The 414-nt window shown below is 37.9% G+C and carries 1 protein-coding gene; it reads left to right on the forward strand.

Annotated features, from left to right (window positions below; genetic code table 11):
• Positions 1-37: 37 nt before the first annotated feature.
• Positions 38-414, forward strand: a 377-nt coding sequence (locus J7R10_RS09065) for a type III secretion system chaperone family protein (RefSeq protein ID WP_208436505.1), incomplete at its 3' end; no start/stop codon positions are given.

The raw sequence follows: 414 nt of genomic DNA on the forward strand, positions 1-414 counted from the left end.
TCTGTTGACAATGTTTTAATATAATTGAGGGTTAATGATGAGGCTTGCCTTTAGCGCTGCACAAATTGAAGAGCATCCAGTCGATTTTATCGAACAGATTGTCTATAGGTATGACTGGTCTTTTGAACGGAATGCAGAAGATGAAATTAATGTTTGCGTAGAAGGAAAACGGGCTAATTATCGGCTTGCTTTTTCATGGATGGAAGAACAAGACGCTCTTCATTTAGCTTGTGCATTTGATCTTTCTATTGAAAATACTCGAACGGAGGAAATGCACCGCTTATTATTAGCAATTAATGAAAAGTTGTTACTAGGGCATTTTGATTATTGGCAAGGAGACAATTCAGTTATTTATCGGCAAGGTCTTCTTTTAGCTGGTGGGGTGCATCCATCCCATGTACAAGTTGAAACATT

It is taken from the genome of Bartonella vinsonii subsp. berkhoffii ATCC 51672 (assembly GCF_902825225.1).
Taxonomy (GTDB): Bacteria; Pseudomonadota; Alphaproteobacteria; order Rhizobiales; family Rhizobiaceae; genus Bartonella; species Bartonella berkhoffii.